Genomic DNA, 18,693 nt, shown 5'->3' with positions numbered 1-18,693 from the left:
CTAATACTATCTTGGTCTTTTCTTCGGCACTGAAATTCCGAAACTGTTTCTTAGTCATTCTTACCTCTTAAGTTATTTGGTCTATTCTAACTTATTACCAAGCAAACCTAACTATTTTTTTGTTCAGTTTTTTCAGGCCATTATAATGCTCTGCCATTTCTTGTGATACGGTAAGCTCCGTGAAAGTTTTGGATTGATTGAGTTTGTTATTAGCGATTTGACGATCTAAAACATTTATCTCATGTTTTTTGTCGTTAATGTCTTTGTATATTTTTAAAATTTCAGGAATTATTGAACTAATAAAACCTGTTATTGCGGCAAGTAAAGTAATCATAAATACCTATCTATATAAGTTTAGGATAAGTATAGCAAAGATTAATTACCGCACTAAGAAAGAGGAAAGAAAGGGACAATATGGACTGATTACTTATATCATTCCTGCGAAAGCAGGAATCCAGTTTTTTAATCTAATTATATACTAAATTTTTATATAGTTTGCTGTGTTTTTATCATTTTTTACTGGATTCCCGCCTACGCGGGAAGGCATTGTTGCGTGGACTGGTAAAACCCACCGTGTCACCCCGTGGCTTGAGCACGCGGTCCATAAAAACAATAAAAAATACTAATAATTTTAGTATTTTAAACTGGATCCCGCGATCAAGTCGTGGGATGACAGAGGTGAAACTGGTCCACGCGGGAATGACATAAACCTATCCATACAACAACGGCAATAATAGGAAAATTGATCCACTAAATAATTACTTTAAATTAGACCAAATACGGTTTTTAGCAATATAGAAAAAGATCGTAAAAACTACTAAGAACATTATAACTTTAAGACCCATCGATTTACGATGCTCCATTTCCGGCTCAGCTGCCCATTGTAAAAATACGGCGACGTCTCGGCTCATTTGCTCTACGCTTGCGTTAGTACCGTCCATGTAAGTCACCTGCCCATCTGTAAGCGGCGGCGGCATTGCTATTTGATCATTCGGGAAATACGGATTATAATGAGCACCTAACATTAATTTAAAGTCTGCCGGCGGTTCTTTGTAACCGGTGAGCAATGAGTATATATAATTAGCTCCATCATGACGTGCTTTTATTATCAAAGATAAATCAGGTGGATGTGCACCGTTATTAGCCGCTCTTGCTGCTTGTTCGTTTGGATAAGGCGATACAAAACGATCAGCAGGAATAGCAGGACGATCAAACATCTCACCATCATCATTTGGTCCATCTTTTACCGTATATCCTTTAGCAATTTCTTTTATTTCATCATCCGAAAAACCAATATCTTTAAGGTTTCGATAATACAAATTATTTAAGCCGTGGCAAACGCTACAAACTTCTTTATAGACCTGAAAACCTCTTTGTGCAGCCGTGCGGTCAACACTGCCGAATATACCGTCAAACGACCATTTCATCTTTTTCGGCGGCAATGCTTCTTCGTTTGCTAGGCTCAAGCTAGAAGTTAGTAGTATGATGATAGAGATAAGTAGTTTTGTTTTCATAAATTTTTTTATATCTTCGTGACGATGTCATTCCTAGCTAAAAGCGGGAATCTAGTAAAACCTATAAAAAACTTGTTTTTTTAGGTTTATTTTATCAGTGTTAAGACTCTTTTTTCTGGATTCCCGCCTACGCGGGAATGACATAAAACTACCTGCTCGCAATAACGCTCCCTTTTACAACTCCTTCGGTAGCGGCAGCGGTTTTTCATATTTACCTATCAGCGACAAGGCTACTAAGAAATGGAAGAAGTAATAACAAGCAGCAAAACGGCTAATTGTAATATAAGGCTCTTCCGCCGGCTGCCCGCCTAAATAACCAAGCAATAAACAATCTGCCATAAATAGCCAAAAAGCAATTCGGTACATAGGTCTATAGTTTGCACTTCTAACCTTTGAGCTATCTAACCAAGGCAACAAAAATAACACAAATATACTTCCGAACATTAATAATACGCCGCCAAGTTTAGAAGGCACGGCTCTAAGAATCGCATAAAACGGTAGAAAATACCATTCAGGTACGATATGAGCAGGAGTAACCAATGGATTTGCCGGAATGTAATTATCAGGATGACCTAAATAATTAGGTTCGTAAAAAATAAAATAGGCAAATATTATAAAATAAACCCCAAAACCGACGAAATCCTTTACGGTATAATAAGGATGGAACGGAATAGTATCTTTAGGACTTTTAACATCGATACCTTTTGGATTGTTTGAACCATGCTGATGCAAGGCTACTAAATGCAGCATCACTAAAGCAACAATAATAAATGGCAATAAATAATGCAGAGAGAAAAATCTATTTAATGTAGGATTATCAACGGAAAAACCGCCCCATAGCCATGTAACTATGGATTCCCCTATTAGCGGAATAGCCGAAAATAAGTTAGTAATTACAGTTGCTCCCCAATAGCTCATCTGCCCCCAAGGAAGCACATAGCCCATAAAAGCAGTAGCCATCATGGTTAGAAAAATGATTATACCAATATGCCAAAGCAGTTCTCTTGGTGCTTTATAAGAGCCGTAATACAAACCTCTTGCTATGTGTAAATATACAGCAGCAAAAAACATCGATGCACCTACTGCATGAGTATAACGCAGTAACCAGCCGTAATTTACATTACGCATGATTCTCTCGACACTATCAAAAGCATGATCAACATGCGGTGTATAGTGCATAGCAAGTATCACTCCCGTGATTATCTGAATCACTAAAGCAATACCGGCAATAGAGCCTAAATTCCACAAATAGCTAAGATTTTTTGGAGTTTGATAGTGGCTAAAATGCTTGAGGAACGAAAAAATCGGTAAACGATAATCTATCCACTCGATAATAGCATTAGTCTTTTTAGGGGTAATCTCTTTACTCATAAATAATTACCCTATTCTAATTTTTTTGTCGCTAATAAAGGTATAAGGCGGCACTGCTAAATTTAAAGGTGCCGGTCCTTGGCGTACTCTACCGGATGAATCATATTGCGAGCCATGGCACGGACAAAACCATCCATCATATTTTCCTTGATTAGGGAGCGGTACACAACCTAAATGCGTGCAGATCCCGATCGTCACCAACCAATTATCATGACCTGCTTTCACACGTGCTTCATCAGTCTCAGGATCAATAAGCTCCGACATTTTTACCGCTCTTGCTTCGGCTATTTTGTCAGGTGTACGGTTAGTGATAAAAACCGGTTTACCTTGCCATTTAACCGTAACTGTTTGCCCTACCGCAATATTTGATAAATCAACCTCAATTGATGATAAAGCTAGCACGTCTGCAGAAGGGTTTAAAGAATCAACAAGAGGCCAAAGAGTACATGCTGCCCCAACTGCTGCAACACTACTAGCCGTTAGAACCATAAAATCACGACGCGAGGTTTGTTTGTTTTTATTATCTTCAGTATCTGACATATAATATTAAAGTGACATAAATTAACGATTATTATTACTACCGCTTTGGGTATTATTAAGATTATTTGGATTTTCTAGTTCTTCATAAGGATTTATTATAGGACGTTCAGCGTCTGCAGCACTATCTGCTTGTTTTGGCGTAAGCTTATTTATTTCATCTTCTAACACTTTTGCTCCTGTCCCTTCTTCATGCTTATATTCTCCAGGATCACTTAAGCAATTCCAAAAGCTAACTAGATGATTCCAATCAGGACCTAGTTTTGTAGTACAATTTTGAGCAACTGCTTTAGTTGTATCTAATATCTCGATTGTAGTTTTAGTAAAATAATCTATAAATCCGATTTTTTTTAAGCCCAATACTGTATAATATAAAGTAATTAAGGAAGCAACTGCTATAATTAAATACCATTTAGTGATAATAGACCACAGAAAAAATCCCATAGGATTCGCTGCAATTAACCTTCGTAAAGCCTGCCACATATATTTTTCTCAAGAAAATTTATTATCTTATTTTATACCATTACACCAGTAAAAATAAAGCAAAATCACGTAATATTATAAATATTTTTAATTAAATAGGAACTTAAGAAGAACGAAACTGGTAAAAATACTAAATTAATTCCTATCATAATAAAAATTAATCGTAAGTTATTATCTTGTAATATTAAACCCGTCATTATAATATTTGGAATTAATAACGGCATAATAAACGTACCAACAAAATTAGCATTCTTCTTAAAATAACATTGTACGCTACCGGATAAAACTACTAAACTACTTGATAAAACTAATATCATCCATACACTAATAAAGAAAAATATTATCTCAAGCAAAGTTTGATCGAAAAAAACATAAATAATGGGTAAAACAAAAACCAGCCCTACCGTACTACTGATAAATATAGCAAAAAATTTAGCCAATATAATTTTTTCATGACTAACAATTGATAATAATAACTCTAAGCTTCCGTCTTCCAAATCAGATTTAAATATAACCGAAGAAAAACCGATTAATGAAATTAATAAACAAATTACCGAAAAAATTAAACCGAATTTGTTAATATCCCTTTCACTGTTAATCAAAACAGTACTAATTATGCAAAATAAAAAAAATATCACTAAATATTTAATTATATTATTAATGCGATTCTGCACTATAAATTCATGCTTAATTAATACGAATAGATTATTCATAACTATTAAATACATTGTAAATTAAATACATAATAGCTGCGACAGTTAAACCTATTCCTATTTCAACAATAACTATAGAGATATGTTGGGCAAGCAGCTTATCATTGATAAAATTTGTTAGTGAATAATAATTTAAATAATTATCATTAAAAAATAATGATATCGTTCCTACAATTGCATATATTGATACACCTAAAACGGCAACGGAAATCAATATATTAGTTTGGAAATATTGCTTTCCATAAATCAGATCATAAGCAATGAGGCTAGACGCAAATATAACGCCAGCTTGAAACCCACCGCCCGGCGAAGATTCACCGTTAAGCTGAATATATATACTATACAGAATTATATAAGGTATTATAAAACTAGTGATATATTTTATTATAGGGTATGCTTTAAGTATAATTGTGGGTTTTGTCATGCCGTGGTCAAGCCACGGTATGACATCTTGCGTGCGGGAGTCCACTTCCTCAAATTTCTTTGAAAATACCAACAACACGGCAATTCCTGCAATTAAAATTACGCTAGTTTCACCTAAAGTGTCATAACCTCGATAACTAGCTAAAATAGCTGCAACAAGAGAGGGGACTCCAATATCTTTGCTAGTATTCTCGATATAATACTTACTTGCATACATATGAAGAGGAGCATTATTATCACCGTAATTCGGTAATTCTAGCCCCATATAAGTAAGAGTTACTACAAACAATAAACATATTAAACTTGCGGGAATAATATTAGTTCTCTCTATATTTTTTAAATCAGGGGGTAATTTGCGTAATAAATTCAAATATACGCATGTTGATAAGCAAGCTCCAAGAGCCGCTTCAGTCATTGCAACGTCCGGAGCATCCATAATGAGATAAGATACCCCGATTAATAAACTAAAGACAGAAGCAGCAATCACTGCATTTAGCAAATCTTTAGTAAAAATTATTTTTATGGATATTAAAATCAATAAAAAAACAATTAAGTTAAGTAGGTAATTTCCAAGATCAAAATTTAAAGCTGTATTCATTAGTTTTATAAGATGTTGATATCTAATGTCATTCCCGCAGAAGCGGGAATCCAGTAGTAAATGTCATCCCGCGACTTGATCGCGGGATCCAGTCTTTTTTAATTTTTTTCTGGATTCCTGCTTCCGCAGGAATGACATAGAAAGCAAAGAGGCTTTACCGAGTGCATGAGTTGCTACCGGATTTAGTAGAAAAATAAGTAATGCCGCTAAAACTAATTTAATAGAGTTAACAATATCTGCCTTAATACACGCAAAGCCTAATAAGCAGATAGGCGCTCCGAAACTTTCAATAACACTTGCAGCATGTAATTTAGTATAAAAATCAGGAAATCTAAAAAACCCGATTATCCCTGAAAATATAGCAAATAATCCAGTAATTACTAATAAAATTCCGATATAATATAATATCATTTTTTTATCCTTTTTTCGTCATTGCGAGGAAATTATGAAATAATTGACGAAGCAATCTCGTGCAAAAATCCTGAGATTGCCGCGCGAACTAAAGTTCGCTCGCAATGACGCTTTTGTATACTCACTCACCCTGAGCCAAGCTATAACCTGCCACACCGTCAAACTCAAATAAATTCTCTACTTTGATAAAATCGATATTTGCTTTGCTTAAAGCTTCAAGCAATTTAGTAATGTCTAAATGTTTAAGCTCTGAACCGCCTTTAGTCATAAAACGACAACACCAATGATCGGATATAGTCTCAAATCTTGTATCACGAGGCCACAATTTTAACCCTTTTGACGAGATTGTTTTTAACTCAAAATTACCAATATCAAGCTTATTAATTTTATCTGCTATATCATGAGCGGAAGATACACTCATATTTACAAATATATCTGTACCAACCAATTTCTTAACTTCTTTGGTATCAATTTTATAATCTATATTGCTTTCTTGTTTCTCGGCAATTAACGGATATTCTGCTTTAGGTAGTTTTGTTGGTAACTGCCCTAGTCTTTTCACTACTTCTTCAGCAAATTCTTTTGTACCGACTTTTTTACTAGAATTCTGCTCATTATATATATCGGCTGTATGAACTCCATCCTCTATAGTTTTCTTCCAAGCATTTTCGATTAATGCAGCAATATCACCCTGCCCTATATGAACAAGCATCATTATAGCAGCATTTAACAACCCTGACGGGTTAGCGATATCCTGACCTGCAATATCGGGAGCACTTCCGTGTACTGCTTCAAACATCGCATAATGCTGCCCGATATTTGCAGAACCCGCTAACCCTACCGAGCCTGAAATTTCGGCAGCTACATCGGATATGATATCACCGTATAAATTAGAAGTCACGATAACGTCAAATATTTCCGGTTTAGTAGCAAGCCTTGCCGTTCCAATATCAATAATATAATGCTCATTATTAATTTGCGAATATTCTTTTGCAATCTCATTAAATACTTTATGAAAAACCCCGTCGGAAAATTTCATAATATTATCTTTACTTAAACATGTGACTTTTTTGCGGTTATTTTTTACTGCATACTCAAAAGCATATCTAATAATTTTTTCACATCCTGTATGACTTATCAACTTCATTGACTCATGCATATTATGCGTTTGGCGGTATTCTATACCTGCGTATAAATCTTCCTCGTTTTCACGTATAATAGTTAGGTTCAAATTTGGGTGCAGAGTTTTAGTAAATGGATAAAACGAAACGGAAGGGCGAATATTAGCAAAAAGCTGTAATGTTTTACGAATCGTAACGTTTAAACTTTTATATCCTCCACCTTGTGGTGTGGTAATCGGGGCTTTAAGTATAATGCCGGTGCGTTGTATGGATTCCCAACTTTCTTCGCTTATGCCTGAAGTATAATGCTTCTTGTAAAGCTTTTCACCTACTTCAATGGTCTCTAGGCGAATACGAGCCTCAGCTTTACGTAATATATAAAGCACTGCTTCCATTATTTCAGGACCTATTCCATCCCCGTATGCAATTGTAATCGGTGTAAATTCTGCCATATTAAATACTCTCTTGTTAAATACATAGTTTGGCTTGTTTATGTCATTCCTGCGTGGCATTGTTGCGTGGACCGGTAAAACCCACCGTGTCACCCCGTGGCTTGACCACGGGGTCCATAAAAACAATAAAAAACACTAATAATTTTAGTATTTTAAACTGGATCCCGCGATCAAGTCGCGGGATGACACTGGAAAAACTGGTCCACGCAACAATGCTACGCGAGAATGACATATACAACACTATCAATAGTTAATCGTTACTTCTTTTAATCTCTCATTCAACATAAAAGTCACTTCAGAAGTTATATTTAAATTGTTTTTAGCATATAAGACTTGAGCACTTGGAATTACCAAATTAAGGCTATATTTCTCAGCCAAATCACTAATTATCGTTATAGTTGTTTCATGAACTCTACTCATAGCTTCAGCGTGAGCTTGTTCAAGTTTTGTTTTCTTAATCTGAATTTCTTTTCTAACGTGACTAACTTTTGCATTAAATTCGTTTACTTTTCGTTCAAAATCATCTTCACTTAAAGAAGCCCTTGCATTTATCAGCTTTTCTTCCATAGGCTTAAATTCAGCCTCTTTTGCAGCGATATCCTCTTGAATTTTATGATTAAGCTTTTCGATTTTATTACGTAAGTCCTTAATCGCAATCGATCCTTCTAAGACGGATTGTACGTCTACAACGGCTACTCTAACTTTAAAATCACCGTCTTTATTTACTATATTTTCTATCTTTGCCATAACCGGCAAATTTATTATTAATATACATAAACATAATATTCGGTATATCATTTTTGGTCCTATAATTTGGATTATATTTAAGGATGTCATTCTCGTATACTTATGTCATTCCCGCGTAGGCGGGAATCCAGCATAAAGCGAGATAAATCGAGCTTTTAATTTCAAAAATTTGCTGTATTTATATCTTTTTTCTGGATCCCCGCCTACGCGGCGGGGATGACATCGAGTAGTTTTTCGGTCCACGCGGGAATGACATTGGAGCAACACCCCTATTAACTCTAAGAATAAATAACATCAGGAGATTTGTCCATCATTAAAAACTGAACTTTTACCGAGCGTCGGCACATTCCCTCCTCCCCATGGTGTATATTCGCCATCTGAATAATCCTCTCTTGAAATTGGTTCAAAAGGAATAGCTTTTATTGCTTCAGGACTTAAATAGGTACTCTCTTCATCGCTAAGCAAAGGTTCAGTAGCAGGTTCTTCCAGCTCAGCATAAATTTCGTGCTTTTCATTAAAATCATACAAAAAATTAAAAGCTTTATGAATATGCTCTGTTCCTTTGTTCTTAACCAAAACTGCTATAATACCATAGTCTTTTGCAGCATCGGTATGCTTTTTATCATCATCCATAAAAAATACGTTTTTTTATTAGTTATTCCGGTATTTCTCATTATTTCAGCTATATAAGGTACTTTATTACAAAGTTTTATCTCTTCATCCTTCTTAGCAGGTAAACCTGATTTTATATATATATTTTCTACTATTTCTTTGCCTAATAATTGTTCTAATGCATATTTTACGGCATGGGGATAATTATTAAACGATGCTATAGCTATTTTATGACCTGATAAGATAATATTATTCATAAGACGCACTATTTGGCCTTTATTTTTCCAACCTAAATTTTCATCAGCTAAAAAATTTTTCATTAAATCTACAGGGAAACCTGTAGAGAATTGTTGTTCAAGCTTAACTATTTCGTTAGCTCGTTCCTCTGCTGTTTTAAAAAAGCCGTATTCTATTCGTAATTTTATACGCTCCCATACTCGTTTTCCAACATAATAATGCGAATGTCCTTCAACTAAAGTTTGGTCAAAATCAAATATAAATAAAGCTGTATTTTCGTTCATTAAATTCCTGTTATTTAGGTTATAAAAGTTAATATATCTTATTCTTTAAATTGAATTTATGAGTTTTTCAAGAACTTTATTCCAATTTTTGGTATTTTAGTGTATAATACGGAAAACTATTGTAAACTTGAGAGAATTTTTAAAGATGACATCTATTCGTAATATAGCAATTATTGCCCACGTTGATCATGGGAAAACTACGCTTGTCGATAATATGCTTAAACAAAGCGGTACATTTAGAGCTAACCAAGCAGTAGCCGAGCGTGCTATGGACTCTAACGACCTTGAGCGTGAACGCGGTATTACCATACTTGCCAAATGCACCGCTCTCATGTGGAATGATATCCGCATCAATATAGTCGATACACCTGGACACGCCGATTTTGGCGGTGAAGTAGAACGCATATTAAGCATGGTTGATGGTGTTGTGTTACTTGTCGACGCTTCTGAAGGACCGATGCCACAAACAAAATTCGTGCTTTCTAAAGCTTTAAATCTCGGCTTAAAACCTATTGTTGTTATTAACAAAATCGATAGAGATGATCAAAGAATTGGGGAAGTTATCGATGAAGTATTTGAGCTATTTGTAGCACTCGAAGCAAATAACGATCAACTTGATTTCCCTATAGTTTATGCCTCAGGTAGAGCAGGAAGAGCCTCTTTAACCTTTGATGATAAAATAAATCCTTTAGACAATTTAGCAGATGATTTAGCTCCACTTTTTGACCTTATAGTACAGCATGTACCAACGCCCGCAGCCGATGATAAAGCACCGTTTTCTATGCTTGTTACTACTAGAGAATATAATTCTTTCTTCGGTAGGGTTTTAACCGGTCGTGTACAAAGCGGTACTGTTAAAATCAACCAAAACGTAAAAGTATTAAACCGTGAAAATAAAGTACTTGAAACCGGGCGTATCACTAAAATATTAGCATTTAGAGGTTTAGAAAGAATCGCTATAGATGAGGCTACAGCCGGCGATATTATTGCCGTAGCAGGCGTTGAAAATGCCAACGTTGCCGATACTATCTGCGCACCAGAGGTAACGCAGGCCGTGCCGTCTCTACCAATCGATCCGCCTACCTTATCCATGACTTTTAGCGTTAACGACTCACCGCTTGCAGGAAGCGAAGGGACAAAAGTTACGTCGAGCTTGATTGGAGCTAGGTTAATGCGTGAACTTGAGAGTAACGTAGCATTAAAAGTTACCGAAACTGCTGAGAAAAATGCTTTCCAAGTTGCAGGGCGTGGTGAGTTACAACTTGGTATTCTAATTGAAACTATGCGTCGTGAAGGATTTGAGTTATCTATCAGCAGACCGGAAGTATTATTCCAAACCGATGAGAAAGGCAATAAACAAGAACCTATGGAAGAAATCCAAGTTGACGTTGATGATGATTATGTCGGAGTGGTCGTAAAATCTTTAGCTCTTAGAAAAGCCGAAATGACTGACATGAGACCGTCGGGCGGTGGTAAAAGCCGTGTTACGTTTATTGGACCGTCTAGAGGATTAATCGGCTATCACAGTCAGTTTTTAACCGAAACTCGAGGCACAGGGATTATGAACCGTATCTTCCACGGATATGCTGATTATAAAGGAGCTATCGAGGGAAGACGTAACGGTGTGCTTATCTCTAACGGTGACGGGGCAGCGGTTGCATATGCTTTATGGAATCTAGAAGAAAGGGGGAAAATGTTTATAAACCCTAGCGATAAAGTATATAGAGGTATGATTATCGGCGAACATAACCGTGATAATGATTTAGAGGTAAACCCACTTAAAGCGAAGCAACTGAGTAACGTTAGAGCTTCAGGTAAAGACGAAGCTATAAGACTAACGCCTCCGGTGCTTTTAACACTAGAACAGGCTATCAGCTATATAGAAAACGATGAAAGAGTTGAAGTAACGCCTAAATCTATACGTTTGCGTAAAGCTATGCTTGACCCTAACGACCGAAAAAGAGCTGCGAAGTAATTTACTGTCATTCCTACAGAAACGCATAAATGTCAACTTAAGAATCGATGTCATTCCCGCGTAGGCGGGAATCCAGCATAAAGCGAGATACATCGAGCCTTTAATTTCAAAAATTTGCTGTATTTATACTTATTTTTCTGGATTCCCGCCTGCGCGGGAATGACATAAACGAGTCATGCAACAACACCCATGGCGTTGTTGCGTGGATACCGCCCCGTCATTGCGAGGAGCAAAGCGACGCGGCAATCCAGAAAAATAATTAAAAAACTCTGTGAATCAGAATTTTTAACTGGATTGCTTCGCCCTGATTACTGCGTAATTCTTCTCGCAATGACGGCAAAACTAAGCTATACATTAAACACTATAATAACACACCTTTTTAACGGCTTCTATTACATCGCTCTCGCTCGGCAGAGCTAGTTTTTCTAAATTAACGGCATAAGGAAGAGGAACATCTTTACCGCTGACAATCTCTATCGGTGCATCTAAATAATCAAAAGCTTCTTTCATAACAATAGAAGCTATACTTGCTCCAACGCCTGCAAAAAACCAACCTTCTTCCACTACAACTAAACGATTAGTTTTTTTCACTGATTCTATTATTGTCTCAGTATCAAGAGGCTTAATAGTACGCAGGTCAATAACCTCACAATCAATATTATCATTCTGTAAAATATTTGCAGCATCTAAGGCAAGTTTTACTTGAATCGAGAAAGTAACTATAGTGACGCTACTACCTTCTCTTAAAATTTTTGCCTGACCAAAAGGTATAGGCTCGATTGTTTCCGGTACGTCAAAACTATGACCGTATAAAATTTCATTTTCTAAAAAAACAACGGGATTATCGTCTCTAATAGCTGTAATCATAAGCCCTTTATGATCTTCGGCACTATAAGGAGCTACTACTTTTAACCCTGGAATATGAGCATAACAAGCTGTATAATTTTGGCTATGTTGTGCGGCTACTCTACTTGCTGCTCCGTTTGGTCCTCTAAATACTATCGGGCATTTGACCTGCCCACCTGACATATAATGAGTTTTTGCAGCTGAATTAACTATGTGGTCGAATGCTTGCATAGCAAAGTTAAAGGTCATAAACTCCACAATTGGGCGAAGTCCTGCAAAAGCTGCCCCAACTGCAAGCCCTGCAAACCCATATTCCGTTATAGGTGTATCAATTACTCTTTTAGGACCAAATTGCTCTAGTAATCCTTGAGTTACCTTGTAAGCTCCTTGGTATTCTGCAACTTCCTCACCCATGACAAAAACTTTGTCGTCTCTTATCATCTCTTCTTGCATCGCATCACGCAATGCTTCACGTACCGTTATTTGCATTTTTCTTTTTATTTGATTAAATTAAACGTCATTGCGAGGAGCAAAGCGACGTGGCAATCTAGTTTTAATTTTCTGAGATTGCCACGCTCCTTTCAGTCGCTCGCAATGACGTCCTAACAATATACCTCAGTATACAACTCTACCTCATCAGGCAACGGTGAATTTTCTGAAAACTCTACTGCTTCTTTCACAATTTCTTTTACCACCTGTTCTATTTCTTTCAAATCCGCTTCAGTCGCATATTTATTGTCGAGTATCATTTTTCTTATTATTACTAACGGATCGCGCTCTTTATATTGCTCTACTTCTTCTTTGCTCCGATATTTTGCCGGATCGGACATTGAATGCCCACGATAACGATAAGTCTTTACTTCTAATATCAACGGCTGGCTAGTTTCTCTAACATATTCTGCTGCTTGCTTAGAATAATCATAAACTTGCTCAAAATCCATACCGTCTAGCTGAAATCCCGTTATACCGAATGACTCGCCTTTTCTGTAAAGATCACGCATAAAGGTAGAACGAGCCACGGAAGTACCCATCGAATATTCGTTATTTTCGATAATATAAACTACCGGCAAACCCCATAAAGCAGCCATATTAAAGGCTTCATATACCTGACCTTGATTAACCGCACCATCACCTAAAAAAGTAAAACAGATATTATTCGTACCGTTATATTTTTCAGCAAAAGCAAGCCCTGTACCTATCGGCACTTGAGCCCCTACTATACCGTGTCCACCGTAAAATTTGTTTGGTACGTCAAATAAATGCATCGAACCGCCCTTACCTTTTGAACAGCCTGTAGCACGCCCCATAAGCTCGGCAAGGACGTATTTAGGCTCTGTACCTGCTAAAATAATATGAGCATGGTCACGATAGCTAGTAATCGTACTATCTTCCTTTTGCTTAATCATATTTACGGCAGTAATTACTGCTTCCTGCCCTATATATAAATGACAAAAACCGCCAATTTCTCCCATACCGTAGTACTGTCCACACTTCTCTTCAAAGCGACGTACTAATAGCATTTCCTTGAAAGCTCTTAAATATTCTTCTTTTGTCGGTTTATATTTCCCTGGTTTAATATTCACTAATTACTCCTTAAGATTATTGTCATCCCGTAGCGTTTTATGTCATTCCCGCGTAGGCGGGAATCCAGCTCTTTCCTCCGTCATCCCGTGGCTTGACCACGGGATCTAAAAATAATAAATTAGATACCGCGATCAAGTCGCGGTATGACAAAGAACCGGATTCCCGCCTACGCGGGAATGACATCGAGAGTCACAAAATACGGTACATGGTCTGATGGTGGCAGCCAATCACGTGCTTCTGATAGCAAATTTATAGAAAATAATACATCTTTTAAATTATCGCTAACCCAAATATGATCAAGCCTTCTACCTCTGTTAGATTTTTTCCAATCTATATTTCTATAACTCCACCAAGTATAGAATTTTTCGTCAAGCGAAACAAAATGCCTGCTACTATCGATAAAACCTAACGAGTTTTGTAACTCTATCAATAATGAGCGTTCAATATCGGTATGGCTGATAACATTTCGCAGCTGCTTACTTGACCATACATCATGCTCATGCGGAGCGATATTTAGATCACCGACAATGATAATTTTATCGTTTTTAGTACGGTTAGTAGTTAACCATTCCTGCATTAGCCTTACATATTCAAGCTTATGCTTAAATTTTAAGTTTACCTCTATATCAGGTATATCGCCACCGGCAGGAACATAAAAATTATGTATTTCTATATCATTAACTATAGCTGCTATATGCCTTTTATCACTATTATATAACTCCAATGAAAAAACATTATTCAAAGGAAATTTAGAAATAATAGCAACACCGTTATATGATTTTTGCCCTGAATATATTACATGTTCATAGCCTATATTTTTAATAACTTCAAGAGGAAATAATGAATCATCTACCTTTGTTTCTTGAAGTAAAATAATATCCGGTTGATGTGCATATGCTAATTTTCTTAATAAATCAATCCGTAGACGCAATGAATTAATATTCCAAGTAACTATCTTCATTTAATCCTTTTTTATAGCTGCTCCTATTATTGCATCCCTGAAATAAATTATTCCAAGCTGATTTAAAGGATTTTTCATGTCAATTTTGCCTTTTTCATCTTTCGGAATTTTAATCATAGTATTGCTGAGTATAGCAAAGTAAAGATTATTAGGCAAAACATATCCCGCTTCACTTTGTATCCCGAGGGCCTTTCCAGTATAATGAATCATTAAATGCTTAGAATCAAGATCGGTAAGGAAAATACCGTACCTCATATAAGATTTACGACCTTCTAAATCTTTTGCTAAAAAATATTTAGTAGTCATAAGTTTATAAGATTTCTTAGAAAGAATTTTTCCCTCATTTAATGCCCTATACCATTTAACTAAATCGTTTGGTGTCGATATTATACCCCCGTCTGCACAAGGAACTGCTAAGAAATCGACAGTTACAGGAGTAAATATAGGTTTATTACTATTATTGGGCGTTAAAAAATATCTTACCGGATAATTAGAACTAATAACGTTTTTTTGGATCCTAGCGGCTTCACTATACGAAGCAAAACTAGTAGATTTCATATTAAGAGGTTTAAAAAATTCATCATAAAAAAAGTTACCTAAATCTTTTTTAGCTACTTTTTCGATAATCATACCAAGTATAACAAAATTAGTATTACTATATTTAAATTTTTTTCCTATAGATATTTCTAAAGGCTTAGAAGAAACAAATTGTAATATTTTCTTGTGAATCTCTTTCTTAGGCATATTTAAATCAAGCTTAACAAAACTAAAATATTCGGTAATACCGCTACTATGCGTCAATAAATTATGGATAGATATTTTATATGCCCAATCCGGCACTTTTCCTCCCCACATTTCTGGATCGAGATATTTATAGATTTTATCGTTAATATTTAATAATTCCTGTTCTTGTAATTTTAAAATTCCTGCCGCTGTAAAAGGCTTTGTAGCAGAAGCAATAGGCATCATTTCATTTGCTTTTAATTGCTCACCGTTTAAAGCAAAGATTCCCTTAGCACCGGTTAATAAAGGTTTATAATCATCGGCAAACATAAAAACGGCATTTAAAAATCTATTACTTATATATTCTTTTTCTGCCTCATTGATTCTTTGCTGTATATCTGCAAAACTACTATTACTAATTAATAAAAGAAAAAATAATAAAAAATACTTACGAAACATAACTTCAACACTCCACAAACTTATCAGTAGACATCTTACAAACATTCGCTAATAAAGACGAGTTTGAAAGAGACCCTTCACTTCAAACCGCAGCATACAAAAAAGTACGCGAGGATGAGGGGTTAGGATCAACACACAAATTACCTTTAGAAGCAAGTTATGTAAGACATTTAGTAAAATAAAACGGTAATTTTGCTTCTAAATTAATCTCTTTACCAAAAACCTTTTCAGATAAACATATATTATTAGCATGCAAGAACATATATTTACTATACGGCATTATTTCTTTATTACCATATTTATCATCTCCAAGTATAGGACAACCTAATAATTTAGCATGCAACCTTAATTGATGCATTCTACCTGTAACCGGAGTAAATTCAATTAAAAATAAGTTATTATCAAGTGATTTAAGTAATTTATAATAAGTAATGGCAAGTTTACCATTTTCGTTGTCAATATCTATAATTTTAGGTGTGCTACCATTGCTCTTTCCTATATTATTTCTAACTTCTCCTATATCTTTAATTGGTTTTCCATAGGTTACGGCAAGATATTTTTTTACAACCATTTTTTCTTTAAAAGCATCATGAAGCTTTACACTACTTAAATAATTTTTAGCTATTAAGAGCAAGCCGCTTGTTTCTTTATCTAGCCTATGTACTAGCTTATAGTCAATTGATTTAAACTTGCCTACATCGTCACTCGTCGCTCTCATATTAGATATAGGCTTCGCTTCTTGCTCCTTGTATCCAAGTCCAACCGAATTGACTATAAAATCTGCTCCCACATGATTTAGATATTTTAATGCAGCATCAATAGATAAATTTATTTTACTACCGCCTTGAGTAGCAAGCCCTGCCGGTTTATTTATAGCTATTAAATTATCATCTTCATATATTAAATAATTAGTAGTAATTTTCTTCGCTAACTTAATTTCAGCATCGGTAAAAACTAATTTTTCAGGTTGTTTAATAGGTAAATTAAACTTATCGTTAATTACAATCTCATCGCCGTCTATTACCCTTAAACTTGCTTCTGCTTTCTGAGAATTAACGGTAATTTGTTTTTGACGTAGTGCTTTCTCTATTATTCCTTGAGTCAATAAAGGATATAAACGCTTTAAATATTTATCTAATCTAGAAGGAATGGGAGTATTGACATCGATGATCATATTTTTAATAAACTTAAGAATTTTTTATTAAAAAATAGCACCATATTAATGCTGATAAAAGAACTATAGCAAAAAATTGATGAGTAGAGGCAATTATTATAGGTACAGAGTATAAAAGAGTAATTATTCCGGTAGATATCTGCACCAATAGTGCAATCATTAGAAAATATGCTATTTTATTTAATTTCAGATGTTTTATTTTTAACAAACAAATTGCCAAAGCCATAACAACCATAAATACGATATAACCACCTAAACGATGTATGAATTGTATAAAAACCGGATCATGCAAATTTACAAGATTAAAGAAATTATCTTTTATTTCCATCGGAACAAAACTATCACCCATTAGCGGAAAGCTATTATATATCAACCCTGCATCAAGCCCTGCAACTAAAGCACCTAAAAAAATTTGTACATATATTACAGTAATAGCAATACCAGAAAATATTAACGGTAATTTTAAATTTATTTGTGCTGGGATTAACAAAATATCACAACGATTTTTTATTAATTGATAAAAAAGTATGTGATACATAATTACAGCGATCATTAAATGAAAAGCAAGCCGGAAATGACTAACAGACGGGTTATTCAGTAAACCGCTTTTAACCATATACCACCCCATAAAGCCTTGCACACAAAATAACAACAAAGCAATTATATAAGGTAGCATATCACGATTTTTTATTATTCCTTTAACATAAAAATATGCTAAAGGTAAGATGTATATTATACCGGTAATTCTACCAAATAATCTATGTGTAAATTCTAGTAGATAGATGAATTTAAACTCTGATAAAGTCATTCCGTAATTAACGGAGTTATATTCGGGAAAAGCTTTATATTTAACAAACTCCGCTTGCCAGCCTTCAAAACTAAAAGGCGGCAAAATACCTGTTATCGGACGCCACTCTACTATAGATAAACCAGAACCTGTAAGCCTTGTTATACCACCTATAATAATCATCGCTATGACCATTATACAACTTATAAACAACCATCTTATAATTAAACTTTTCTGCACTTGTATCGTTAAATTTATGTTTTTATTATGTTGTCTCGTCATTGCTGCATTTCTATGTCATTCCCGCAAAGGCATTGTTGCGTGGACCGATAAAATCCACTGTGTCACCTAGTTCGCTTGACCACGGGGTCCATAAGAATAATTAAAAATATTAGTATTTTTAACTGGATCCCGCGATCAAGTCGCGGGATGACATAAAACGCGTTTTCCGAGCCATGCAACAACGCTTTCAGTCGCTCGCAATGGCGATTTGGTATCACAAATACCCCTCAATTAAGCCCTCTGCATTCTTTTCCGTATCTTCGGCAGTATTAGCAGGACGTTTCTTATTTGACTTCTTATTACGATATCTACGTTTTGTCTTTTTCGGTGTCGTAACTTCTTCTGCAACTACGTTATTATCCGTAACCTCTATTTTTTCCTGCACTACGCTTACTATCT

The 18,693-nt window shown here is 35.3% G+C and carries 20 protein-coding genes and 1 pseudogene; 2 read left to right on the top strand and 19 right to left on the bottom strand.

Annotated features, from left to right (window positions below):
- Positions 1 to 94: 94 nt before the first annotated feature.
- From AC1Z7D_RS01780 to AC1Z7D_RS01725, 12 genes are all read right to left on the bottom strand, one after another.
- A complete protein-coding gene (locus AC1Z7D_RS01780; protein ID WP_482601462.1) occupies positions 95 to 334 on the bottom strand; it encodes a hypothetical protein in 240 nt (79 codons plus the stop codon).
- Positions 335 to 758: 424 nt separating this feature from the next.
- Positions 759 to 1,514 (bottom strand): cytochrome c1, encoded by a 756-nt coding sequence (locus tag AC1Z7D_RS01775; RefSeq protein WP_482601461.1) that lies wholly within the window; start codon positions 1,512 to 1,514, stop codon positions 759 to 761.
- A 174-nt stretch (positions 1,515 to 1,688) separates the two neighbouring features.
- Positions 1,689 to 2,885: a cytochrome b gene (locus tag AC1Z7D_RS01770; protein WP_482601460.1), complete on the bottom strand. Its 1,197-nt coding sequence runs from the start codon at positions 2,883 to 2,885 to the stop codon at positions 1,689 to 1,691.
- A 6-nt stretch (positions 2,886 to 2,891) separates the two neighbouring features.
- Complete coding sequence (petA, locus tag AC1Z7D_RS01765; RefSeq protein ID WP_482601459.1) at positions 2,892 to 3,425, bottom strand: ubiquinol-cytochrome c reductase iron-sulfur subunit; 534 nt, start codon at positions 3,423 to 3,425, stop codon at positions 2,892 to 2,894.
- Between the two features lie 21 nt (positions 3,426 to 3,446).
- Positions 3,447 to 3,905, bottom strand: a complete 459-nt coding sequence (locus tag AC1Z7D_RS01760; RefSeq protein ID WP_482601458.1) for a DUF2670 domain-containing protein — start codon at positions 3,903 to 3,905, stop codon at positions 3,447 to 3,449.
- A 65-nt stretch (positions 3,906 to 3,970) separates the two neighbouring features.
- Positions 3,971 to 4,618, bottom strand: a complete 648-nt coding sequence (locus tag AC1Z7D_RS01755) for a heme exporter protein CcmB (RefSeq protein WP_482601457.1) — start codon at positions 4,616 to 4,618, stop codon at positions 3,971 to 3,973.
- Positions 4,611 to 5,639 (bottom strand): DUF4040 domain-containing protein, encoded by a 1,029-nt coding sequence (locus AC1Z7D_RS01750; protein WP_482601456.1) that lies wholly within the window; start codon positions 5,637 to 5,639, stop codon positions 4,611 to 4,613. Before AC1Z7D_RS01750 ends, AC1Z7D_RS01755 begins: the two co-directional genes overlap by 8 nt.
- 63 nt (positions 5,640 to 5,702) lie before the next feature.
- Positions 5,703 to 6,050: a Na+/H+ antiporter subunit G gene (locus AC1Z7D_RS01745; RefSeq protein WP_482601455.1), complete on the bottom strand. Its 348-nt coding sequence runs from the start codon at positions 6,048 to 6,050 to the stop codon at positions 5,703 to 5,705.
- A 121-nt stretch (positions 6,051 to 6,171) separates the two neighbouring features.
- On the bottom strand, positions 6,172 to 7,623 hold the full coding sequence (locus AC1Z7D_RS01740; RefSeq protein ID WP_482601454.1) for an NADP-dependent isocitrate dehydrogenase: 1,452 nt from the start codon (positions 7,621 to 7,623) through the stop codon (positions 6,172 to 6,174).
- Between the two features lie 243 nt (positions 7,624 to 7,866).
- Positions 7,867 to 8,421 (bottom strand): OmpH family outer membrane protein, encoded by a 555-nt coding sequence (locus tag AC1Z7D_RS01735; RefSeq protein ID WP_482601464.1) that lies wholly within the window; start codon positions 8,419 to 8,421, stop codon positions 7,867 to 7,869.
- A gap of 243 nt (positions 8,422 to 8,664) precedes the next feature.
- On the bottom strand, positions 8,665 to 9,003 hold the full coding sequence (locus AC1Z7D_RS01730) for a hypothetical protein (protein WP_482601465.1): 339 nt from the start codon (positions 9,001 to 9,003) through the stop codon (positions 8,665 to 8,667).
- On the bottom strand, positions 8,952 to 9,503 hold the full coding sequence (locus AC1Z7D_RS01725) for a hypothetical protein (protein ID WP_482601453.1): 552 nt from the start codon (positions 9,501 to 9,503) through the stop codon (positions 8,952 to 8,954). Before AC1Z7D_RS01725 ends, AC1Z7D_RS01730 begins: the two co-directional genes overlap by 52 nt.
- A gap of 145 nt (positions 9,504 to 9,648) precedes the next feature.
- Between AC1Z7D_RS01725 and typA the strand changes: the two genes are divergently transcribed.
- Positions 9,649 to 11,478, top strand: a complete 1,830-nt coding sequence (typA, locus tag AC1Z7D_RS01720) for a translational GTPase TypA (RefSeq protein ID WP_482601452.1) — start codon at positions 9,649 to 9,651, stop codon at positions 11,476 to 11,478.
- 354 nt (positions 11,479 to 11,832) lie between these two features.
- Here typA and AC1Z7D_RS01715 read toward each other — a convergent pair whose 3' ends face one another.
- The 4 genes from AC1Z7D_RS01715 to AC1Z7D_RS01700 form a co-directional block, all read right to left on the bottom strand.
- On the bottom strand, positions 11,833 to 12,813 hold the full coding sequence (locus tag AC1Z7D_RS01715) for a pyruvate dehydrogenase complex E1 component subunit beta (RefSeq protein ID WP_482601451.1): 981 nt from the start codon (positions 12,811 to 12,813) through the stop codon (positions 11,833 to 11,835).
- 113 nt (positions 12,814 to 12,926) lie between these two features.
- Positions 12,927 to 13,907, bottom strand: a complete 981-nt coding sequence (gene pdhA, locus AC1Z7D_RS01710; protein ID WP_482601450.1) for a pyruvate dehydrogenase (acetyl-transferring) E1 component subunit alpha — start codon at positions 13,905 to 13,907, stop codon at positions 12,927 to 12,929.
- Positions 13,908 to 14,074: 167 nt separating this feature from the next.
- Positions 14,075 to 14,869, bottom strand: coding sequence for an exodeoxyribonuclease III (gene xth, locus AC1Z7D_RS01705; RefSeq protein WP_482601449.1), 795 nt, complete (start codon positions 14,867 to 14,869; stop codon positions 14,075 to 14,077).
- Positions 14,870 to 16,051, bottom strand: a complete 1,182-nt coding sequence (locus AC1Z7D_RS01700; RefSeq protein ID WP_482601448.1) for a serine hydrolase domain-containing protein — start codon at positions 16,049 to 16,051, stop codon at positions 14,870 to 14,872.
- A gap of 32 nt (positions 16,052 to 16,083) precedes the next feature.
- Here AC1Z7D_RS01700 and AC1Z7D_RS01695 point away from each other — a divergent pair.
- A pseudogene (locus AC1Z7D_RS01695) lies at positions 16,084 to 16,227 on the top strand (palindromic element RPE1 domain-containing protein); the annotation flags it as partial.
- On the opposite strand, the gene AC1Z7D_RS01690 reads toward AC1Z7D_RS01695, so the two are convergent.
- From AC1Z7D_RS01690 to AC1Z7D_RS01680, 3 genes are all read right to left on the bottom strand, one after another.
- Positions 16,209 to 17,225: a pseudouridine synthase gene (locus AC1Z7D_RS01690; protein ID WP_482601447.1), complete on the bottom strand. Its 1,017-nt coding sequence runs from the start codon at positions 17,223 to 17,225 to the stop codon at positions 16,209 to 16,211. The pseudogene AC1Z7D_RS01695 and the gene AC1Z7D_RS01690 overlap by 19 nt on opposite strands.
- A 13-nt stretch (positions 17,226 to 17,238) precedes the next feature.
- Positions 17,239 to 18,252, bottom strand: coding sequence for a COX15/CtaA family protein (locus AC1Z7D_RS01685; RefSeq protein ID WP_482601463.1), 1,014 nt, complete (start codon positions 18,250 to 18,252; stop codon positions 17,239 to 17,241).
- 256 nt (positions 18,253 to 18,508) lie between these two features.
- Positions 18,509 to 18,693 (bottom strand): hypothetical protein (locus AC1Z7D_RS01680; RefSeq protein ID WP_482601446.1); only part of this gene is annotated, 185 nt, incomplete at its 5' end.

It is taken from the genome of Rickettsia sp., assembly GCF_965035265.1.
The sequence above is the reverse complement of the archived record's forward strand: the minus strand, read 5'-3'. Positions and strand labels throughout refer to the sequence as shown.